At 63.2% G+C, this 8,057-nt stretch carries 7 protein-coding genes; 1 reads left to right on the top strand and 6 read right to left on the bottom strand.

Going from position 1 to position 8,057, the window contains the following annotated elements; genetic code table 11:
• Positions 1-1,589: 1,589 nt before the first annotated feature.
• The 6 genes from AC5JJ6_RS31640 to AC5JJ6_RS31615 all read right to left on the bottom strand — a co-directional run bounded on the left by AC5JJ6_RS31640 (position 1,590) and on the right by AC5JJ6_RS31615 (position 7,386).
• Positions 1,590-2,315, bottom strand: coding sequence for an EAL domain-containing protein (locus AC5JJ6_RS31640; RefSeq protein WP_496045858.1), 726 nt, complete (start codon positions 2,313-2,315; stop codon positions 1,590-1,592).
• A gap of 184 nt (positions 2,316-2,499) precedes the next feature.
• Entirely contained in the window at positions 2,500-2,895 is a 396-nt protein-coding gene (locus AC5JJ6_RS31635) for a Mu transposase domain-containing protein (protein ID WP_496045857.1), read from the bottom strand.
• The gene (locus tag AC5JJ6_RS31630; RefSeq protein ID WP_496045856.1) at positions 2,864-4,198 is read right to left on the bottom strand and encodes a carbohydrate porin; all 1,335 of its coding nucleotides are present in this window, start codon (positions 4,196-4,198) and stop codon (positions 2,864-2,866) included. The genes AC5JJ6_RS31635 and AC5JJ6_RS31630 overlap by 32 nt, the downstream gene beginning before the upstream one ends.
• A gap of 443 nt (positions 4,199-4,641) precedes the next feature.
• Entirely contained in the window at positions 4,642-5,190 is a 549-nt protein-coding gene (locus AC5JJ6_RS31625; RefSeq protein ID WP_496045855.1) for a DUF4337 domain-containing protein, read from the bottom strand.
• A gap of 489 nt (positions 5,191-5,679) precedes the next feature.
• Positions 5,680-6,036: a DUF1428 domain-containing protein gene (locus tag AC5JJ6_RS31620; RefSeq protein ID WP_496045854.1), complete on the bottom strand. Its 357-nt coding sequence runs from the start codon at positions 6,034-6,036 to the stop codon at positions 5,680-5,682.
• A 255-nt stretch (positions 6,037-6,291) separates the two neighbouring features.
• Positions 6,292-7,386: a molybdopterin-dependent oxidoreductase gene (locus AC5JJ6_RS31615; RefSeq protein ID WP_496045853.1), complete on the bottom strand. Its 1,095-nt coding sequence runs from the start codon at positions 7,384-7,386 to the stop codon at positions 6,292-6,294.
• A gap of 266 nt (positions 7,387-7,652) precedes the next feature.
• On the opposite strand from AC5JJ6_RS31615, the gene AC5JJ6_RS31610 reads away from it, so the two are divergent.
• Positions 7,653-7,940: a hypothetical protein gene (locus tag AC5JJ6_RS31610; RefSeq protein ID WP_496045852.1), complete on the top strand. Its 288-nt coding sequence runs from the start codon at positions 7,653-7,655 to the stop codon at positions 7,938-7,940.
• Positions 7,941-8,057 lie beyond the last annotated feature (117 nt).

Genomic DNA, 8,057 nt, shown 5'->3' with positions numbered 1-8,057 from the left:
GAACTACCTTGCCAACTCAGGCTACGCGTTCGACTAAACCTGAAATGCTCTAGCCGCCATGCTCGGTTCGGTTTGGCGCTCCACTGCGGCTGCTCCGTGCCGTGGTCACGGCCTTTGCTCCTACCGATCCCTTCTCGTCGGCGTCGGCCATGCGCCGGTATGGCGCCAACGGTCGACATGCCGAAGGGCAGCAGGCACGTCACCGGACGCACGATGTTCAAGGACAGGAGGCTGAGTTGAGCTTGCAAGCAGACCGCGGTCGACGTTGTGATAAGGCTCGCAGGTTGCCTGTTCGCGGCCGCCTCCTGGCTGCAAACTTCGGTACTCACAGAAAGAAGGCTGCGCGCGCGATGGCTGTTTCCCATGCAACGGGTAGAGTCTTTCACTTCTGGAGGCGGCTGTGGCGTTTGGACACCATCGTGCTATTCGCGTTTGGTCCCGTAGTAATCTTATTGGTCATACTCAACATCAAGATGTTCACCTCGCCTTTTGTCAGTGAGGAACGCAAGGTTTGCGACACGGCCGTTGACGCGCTTCTCAACAGTCGTGACCTAATTGAGGTGCAGCGAGCGGGAATTCTGATTGATCAACTGAGCTGCTCGGTAGCAAGGCGACTGCCACAACCGTAGCTGGTTCTCCTTGGCAGAAGGTCGCCGAAGCCTCGCCGTACCAGGCTGTCGGAAGCCGCTCCCAATGACCTTGCGACGGACCAAGCGGCTCACCTTACGGGATCAGATCAGTGTCGTCTCACCCGGCCGGGCTTACCTCAGCGAGCCACGTTCCTTCTGGCCTTGCGGCTGGCGTTTCAGCGGCACTGCACGCAAGTCAGCAAACCGCGCCGCTCTCGCGCCGACGAGACCAGGTAGCCGCAACGGATGCAGTTGGTGCCAGTGTCATCTGCCACGAAAGGATCAGCAAAAGCCCGCCTGGTCGACCTTGGCGTGTTCTTGGAGCGCTCCGGCTTGATGGCGCGCGGCTTGCGGTTGCTTCCGGTTGGGACATCTGCAGCTATCTCTGCAGGCTCGATCGGCGGCAACAGCGGCTCCCAGCCGGGTAAAAGATGCCCAACCGGCGGGTTGGGCTCTGGGGCCTCCGGTGAGGCAGCAGCTGGCGGCGGGGATGGGGCAGGGCGGACATTGAACCCGTCCGGCCAACTTGCTGCATACGCGGAGGACTTTGGCCAACGAGCCGGCGCTGCTGGCGATGTTGATTGGCCTGATCGGCGATGAATGACCTCGACCATCCGGCTTTGGCCGGCAGCACCCCGCTGCCGAGAGGCAACGTGCAAGACCTCATTGTCTTTGGGCGTTGAGCGCAGGCTTGGTTTGGTCATGCGGGCAAAGACGCGGTCGGCTTCAGACATTCGGTTCCAGACGATATCACTTTGACGATGCAGCAGCGTCGTCGGGGCTTGCGCAACGCAAGCATATCTTGCCGGTACTATTGGTCGAGTAAAATTGCGGTCACTGTCCGAGCTGCTATCGTCTGCTGACAAGCCAGTTTCGAGCAGGACACGGAGGTTTGTCGCTGCCCGCTTCGGCGTACTAAAGCAATCTATACCTTATCGAGGTAAAGCATTCGGCAATCCGCTAGGCGCACAGGTCCGCCGCTTGAGATGCAACAAGGGCCCGGGCACTGTCGAGATCTGCCGGGCGCCCCATGAGATAACCCTGTCCCTTAACTACGCTCAAAGCTTCCAGCGTCCTGAACTCCCCATCGGTTTCGATGCCCTCCGCCACGATCTGGTAGCCTGTCTCCTGGGCAAAGTAGATGTGATCATCCGTCATCGCTCGCCTGGCGGGGTTGGTATCGACCGACCGGGTCAGACCCGTGTCGAGCTTGATGATGTCGGGCTGCAGTTGAACGATGTGCTGCAAGCTGGAGTAGCCCGCGCCAGCGTCATCAATGGCAAGCCTGGCGCCCCGCCTCCTGAGAGACCCAAGCGCACTCCGCAGGTGATCATAGTTCTCGACCTCGGTGTGTTCGGTGATCTCCAGAACAAGCCGATGCTGGGGAGCGCCGCCGATCGCCGCTTCCATCCGGTCGCTGACGATCGCGGCCGGCGAGGCATTGACGGAGATGAAGACCTGGTCGGGCAGCACCCCGAAGGTACCCATGGCCCTCCGCATGACCGCCAACTCGAGATCCACCCCGCAACCTGCTTTTGCCGCCTGATCGAACCACAGATCCGGCGAGCGGTAAGGCTCCGGCGAAAAGCGGCATAGGGCTTCGAACCCGACGACACCCAGGGGCGTGAAGCTGAAGATCGGCTGGTAGACGACCGAAAACAGCTCATGTTCGATTACCCGCGCGATCTCGCGGCGCGATCGCTCGCGCTCCTGCTCGGCGTCCAGGTCCCGGCTGATCTGATGGGCCGCCAGTACTCGGGCCGGGAGGGGTCGGGCTTATCGCTCATCCGAATGAGATTCTCCACTCATATGGCTGGGTGAACATGCCTCAGTTATATCAGACTAGCAGCGTCAGATGCGGCGTAGCACCTCAAACGCCATCGAAGCTCTTTTGCAATACGCCGCAGTGGCCGGGCCAATAGCGGCAGCCTCGCGGCCGATCCGCTCGGCCGCGCAATCCACCGCGGATGTGGATGGCAACGCGCTCGCCTTTGTGGAACAGCTCCACCGCCCGGGCGGTGACGCAGGCCTCGACCTGCTGGCGCAGCAGCCGGTGCGGCGCCGAGGAGAAGTGGCTGTCGACATCAACATGATAGTCGAGCTCGACCCGGCGGATGCGCCATCCGGCATAGACGAAGGCTCGGCTGGTAGGCGCCGCCTGCTGACAGGCGTCGAGATCCGGACCGGCAGTGATTCGGATGCTGCCCGCCTTTGATCTGGATGGTCGGCGCGGCTCAGTAGAGTATCCGCGTCCGCAACCCGACAACGAGCGCGTTGCGCCCTGGCCTTTCGCTTGGGTTCCAGATGTGCGTGATCACAGGCTGAAGGTCGAAGCCGGGCGCGATCTCGGCGAGGTAGGTCAGCTCCAGGTTAGTCTCCGAGGTGCGCCGGCTCACCAACGCTTCTGGATCGAGCCGCTGGAGGTCTTGGTCGAAGCGGCGTACCCCTGCCGAGTAGCGCGCGTGAATGACGCTGAAGCCGAAGCGGTCATGGGGCCTCCCAGGCACGAGATTGGCAAAGACCATCCCGCCGTCGATATAGAAGCCGATCGTGCTGCGGTCCGACGGTGCGACGGAGACACGCCCGAAGATTGATACGCCCGATAACGCGTCGCCGCCCGCGGGCCGCCAGAGCTGCTGGTCAAGCACGGCGTAGAGCCCGCCTGTGCCCCGGCGCCGCAGAGGTACGCCGGAGCCCGAAGGGTCAGCGAGGAACGAACCATCGGCGGCACGGCGCTGGTTGTCGAAGCGGCCGAGATGTGCCCAGCCGCCGAGCTTGACCTTACCAGCAAGCCCCTTCGCACCTGTCGCCTGGTTCCGCCGAAAGCGCGCCTCTGCGAAAAACAGCCCCGGGTCCCGCACGCGGAAGTCGGTGTTGTACCGGTTGCGGACTTGGTCGTCGTCATCACCCAGACGGGAGACACGGCCATTGAACAATGCCGCGCGGAAGTTGGAGTGTTCGTTCGGCTCAACCCGGACGAGTACGCCAGGTGTAGCCAACGGGAAGGCTGGCCCGCCACCTGGCAGGTTGAGTGCGCTGATCGTCGGGAAGTCGCTCTGGAGGAACAACGGCGACAGGTCGGAGAAGAAGAACTCCACATCGGCCGCGAGCTGGCCTGCGCGCAGCCGCACCAGGCCGTTGCCAATGCTTTGCTCGAGCCACAGCTCGGAGAGGCGGATCCGCGGCATGGCCTCGATGGCGGCGATGGTGTTCACGCCCCCCACGTAGTCGCGCCGGATCCGGCCGGTGTTGTGGATGAAGAAGCCGTTCGCATAGGCACGCAGGCCCTGGATGCCGGCGAGGCGCTCGAAGTCGACCTGCAGCGAGGGCTCGAACAAACCTTGACCGACCCAGCCCCGCCGTTGCCCGCCGCGGACATTACCGAGGGTGTCGGCAATATAGGATAGGCGGACTTCAACGCCGCGCTCAGAGAGGCGCTGCACTAGGCCGGAGGGATCGCCGCCGTCAGGCAAAGTGTTCCGCAGGGTGGACGCGACCGGCCCATCCGAACGCGGGCCCTGCTCGGGGATCTGCGCGCAGGCCGGGCCCGCCGCGAGCGCGACGAGCACCGCGAAACCAGGGAGTAGGGAGTGCCGGAGGTAGGGTGCGGCGCCGGCCGAGCCTGAGATCCACCCGCTTACTGACCTCTTGGGACCCACTGCCGTAGTCGGAGCTGTATCATGATGCAGCACGGTGGCGGCAGTTCGAGCCATGTCCCGCAGCCGATCGCCGGGGCGCTTCGAGCTGAACGTCTGCCAGAGGCGGCGCGCGCTGTTTGTCACTTCGACAGCCTTGCGGCGAACGGCGTCCCGAGCGGACCATAGTGCTCCCCGCGGTCAGCACATGCCGCCCCATGATGGTGTCGGAAGCTTTGGCCCTGTGATCTCAGCGGCGCGGTCATCATATCCTCGGATCAGCGCTGCAATAGAAGCCCGGCGATGGCCAACATCCCGGCCCGCCACGGGACCTCGTTCTACCCGCTCGGCAGATCTGACGTTGCGCTAAAGCGCTCTCAGGCCAAGCCAAGAAAGGTGGCCAGAGACAGGAGCGCCCCGGCACCGCCGAGGGCCGCACCCACCCAGACGAGCATGACCGTGCCGGTGATGATGGCGGCCGAGGCGATGACGATGCCAACCTGCAGCAGGGCCGACGCCGCGTCGAAGCGGCCGTCGAGCCGCATCGCCTCGTCCCGCTCCGCCTCCGCTTGCTTGGCTCGGGCCATCAGCTCGCGTCGGCCCTCGTTTGTCTCCGGCTCGGTCTCCCAGCGATCGATGTTGGCCCGCCACCGCTCGAGCATGCGCTCGGCGTCGGCCTCGCGACCAGGGCGCGGTGCCATCAGTGGCAGCAGGTCGGACAGGCCGCGGAGCGTCGTCTGGCGCACGGTCTTCGCCTGGAAGAACGACCACAGGTTGGCGCTCTCGACATTCTTCAGCTGCGCCTCGGTCTTGGCGTCGTCCCCCGCCACCTCGGTGAGCGCGAGGGCCAGGGCCAGGGCGGCGATCAGCAGCGCGACCTTCCTGTTGCTCTTGGCCTCCTCGACGGCCTCGGCGGCGTTGACCATGGCTCCGCACTCCCACCGGTTAGGCGCGCCTCATACCCACATTCGCCGCGAAACGGCAGGGTGAGGCTTCACCATGGTGGAACAAGAAATTCCACTACGGCCCTCGCGTGGAAGCAGGCCTGAACTTGGCGCCCAACTAGCAGCTCGTGGTGAACCCGGCCTACAACGCCGACCGCGGTCCGGTGAATACCTTCGAGCTCCGTACCCGGAGCAAGGACCGCCGCGAACTAAGGAGCTTCCTATGATTCTGTTCCGAAATGGCGAGCTTGCGCGTCAGCTCTGCCACCGGCGCGCTCAACTCGGCCTGTTTCAGCACCGCTACGATCTGCTCCACCGAAAATCGCCGCTTCATGGCCAATCTCCCCACCCGTCATGAGGAAATCCGCCGAAAACCTAACACCAGACCCGGACCACTTTCGCCGTGTCACTTCACGGTAGTTGTAGGTTTCCGAACTTCAATTCTTCCGTCAGTATGTCAGCGCTTCCGCCTCAGTCATCGGTGTCAAAGATCGGGACGAAGCCGCCGTAGATCATGCGCTTGCCGTCGAGGGGCATCTCGCCGTCGGGCTTCATCCGCTCGTCCGCTTTCATCTTCGCCTCTGCCGCGTCGCACGTCGCCCTATCCGGCCAGACGATCCAGGAGAACACCACACTCTCGTCCGCCGTCGCCTGCACGGCGCGTTTGAAATCAGTGATCTTGCCATCTGGGACGTTATCGCCCCAGCATTCGACGATCCGCTCGGCCCCATATTCCTTGAACATCGGCGCCACCTTCTCGGCCATTGCGCGGTACGCTTCTTTCTTTGCGGTAGGAACAGGAATCACAAAGCCCTGGATGTATGGCATGTCGCTATCCTCCCCTACCCAATACGGCGGTACATGCATTATGCGCGATATGCTGCGGCCGCCAAAGCGCTCCGGCCAGTGCTAGGAGAAGGTGTCACGCGGGTGTCACACCCAGGTGTTAACGGCACGCATCATGCGACTTCCAGCATCTGCGGGAGCGGCTGACACGCGTCCCCGGTGGCGGGCTCGCTAGACCGGATGTCCGTCTGAGGCAGGCTCCCGCCGCCTCAGACGAACCTCTGGTCTAGGTGAGGTTCAAGTCACCCGCACTGGGACTCGGTGCCAAGCCGCGCTCAAGTAGCCTTTGAAGTTCCAAACATCGTCGGGCAGCGACGGCTGGGTCTGCCCGGCTGAATCCCAGGCGCGTACGGTCAACTCGTGCTCGCCCTTCGGCAGGTCCAACGCCGCCTGCCAGAAGGTCCAGCTCCAAGGAGTGTCCGGCCTGTGCTCCAATTCGGCCTGCCGCCAGCTCTGGCCTCCGTCGGCCGAGACATCCACGCGCGTGATCTCGCGCGCAGTGGCGATGGCGTAGCCACGAAGCGTTGCCGGGCCGGCTCTCAGTGCAGCATGCGGCGTCGGCTCGCAGATGGCAGCGTTGAGCGGCATGTCGTAGATTGTGGCACCCTTCGCCCAATCGACTGTCTCCGTCGTCATGCTCGGCGGCAGCAGCTTGTAGTCGCGCTGCTGCATGTGGTTGTCCGACGGTCGGTTCTGCACGGTGATGCCGGTGAGCCATTTGACGCTCCTCACTCCGGCGAAGCCTGGCACCACGGCGCGCAGCGGGAAGCCATGCGCGGGCGCCAGCTTCTCGCCATTCATTTCGAAGGCTAGCAGCACCTCAGGCGACATCGCCTTAGTCATCGGGATGGAGGCGCCGAAATGGAAGCGGCCTTCGCCTGGCAATTCGACCTCATCGCAGGCGGCGAAGGCGACGTGTAATGTAGGGTCATCCTCCGCCTCGGCTGCGCGTAACAGGTCGGCAAGCGCGATGCCCGTCCATTCGGCATTGCCGATGGCTCCTCCGGCCCAAGGATTGCCCAAGACGGGCCGCACCTGCTGTAGATCGGCGCGCCGGTTACCGGCACATTGTACCACTGCGGTCACGCTGCGGCGTGGGAAGCGGGCACGCAGTTCGGCAACCGACAAGTTGAGCGGTGTTCGGATCCGGCCGTCCACCCGCAAGCGATGCTCGGCCTCTGATATTTGCGGTATGTTGCCATGATTGCGCACATAAAAATCGGGTTGCGCTGTGAGAAAGGCTGAACGCAGCCGCATAAGGGGTGGCTCAGCGTTGTAGGGCACCTCGGAATGTACAATCAGATCGCGCTTGATTTGAACTGGCTTATTCATAGCCGCCCCCTCAGATTGCAGAGGAACGCTGAACCAGGCCACCGGGTCGCAGTCGGAACCCGTTCCCCGCGGTAGAGGCTCAGCTCTGGCTGGCCAGCTTATCCACTTGCCTCGGACAAGGAGACCCGGGCAACAACAAGGCGCGTCCGAGCAAACACTTACGGCAGATGTTTGAATGGCCCCGGTTGCCTTACTCCAAACACTGGCACGACACGCCATCGCCGCAACGCGGTGTTCTCCTACTGAGGAATGAGGAGGACACGATTATGTACGACGAAATGATCACGGCCTTCCCGGAGCCGGCTCCCTACGGGGAAGTTCTTTTAATCTATCCGGAGCCCGTCTACGTCGAGCCCGAAGTTTGGATTGGCGCTTACGCACCCATTTACGCCGAACCGGTGTATGACCCCTATGCGCCCATTCATATCGAACCGGTCTATGATCCTTACGCGCCTATCTACGTCGAGCCGGTCTATGATCCTTACGCGCCTATCTACGTCGAGCCGGTCTACGATGCTTACGCGCCCATCTACGGCGAACCGGTCTATCTCTAAGCTCGACTTTGGCCATTTGCGGTGAGGGCGTCGAAGCGGGCTGCCGGCTAGGATGATGCGTTCCCGCCAGGAGACGCCATCATGCTTTGCCTGCCGACCCGCTTCGCCGCGGTGATC

This window comes from Skermanella sp. (assembly GCF_059503625.1).
The sequence above is the reverse complement of the archived record's forward strand: the minus strand, read 5'-3'. Positions and strand labels throughout refer to the sequence as shown.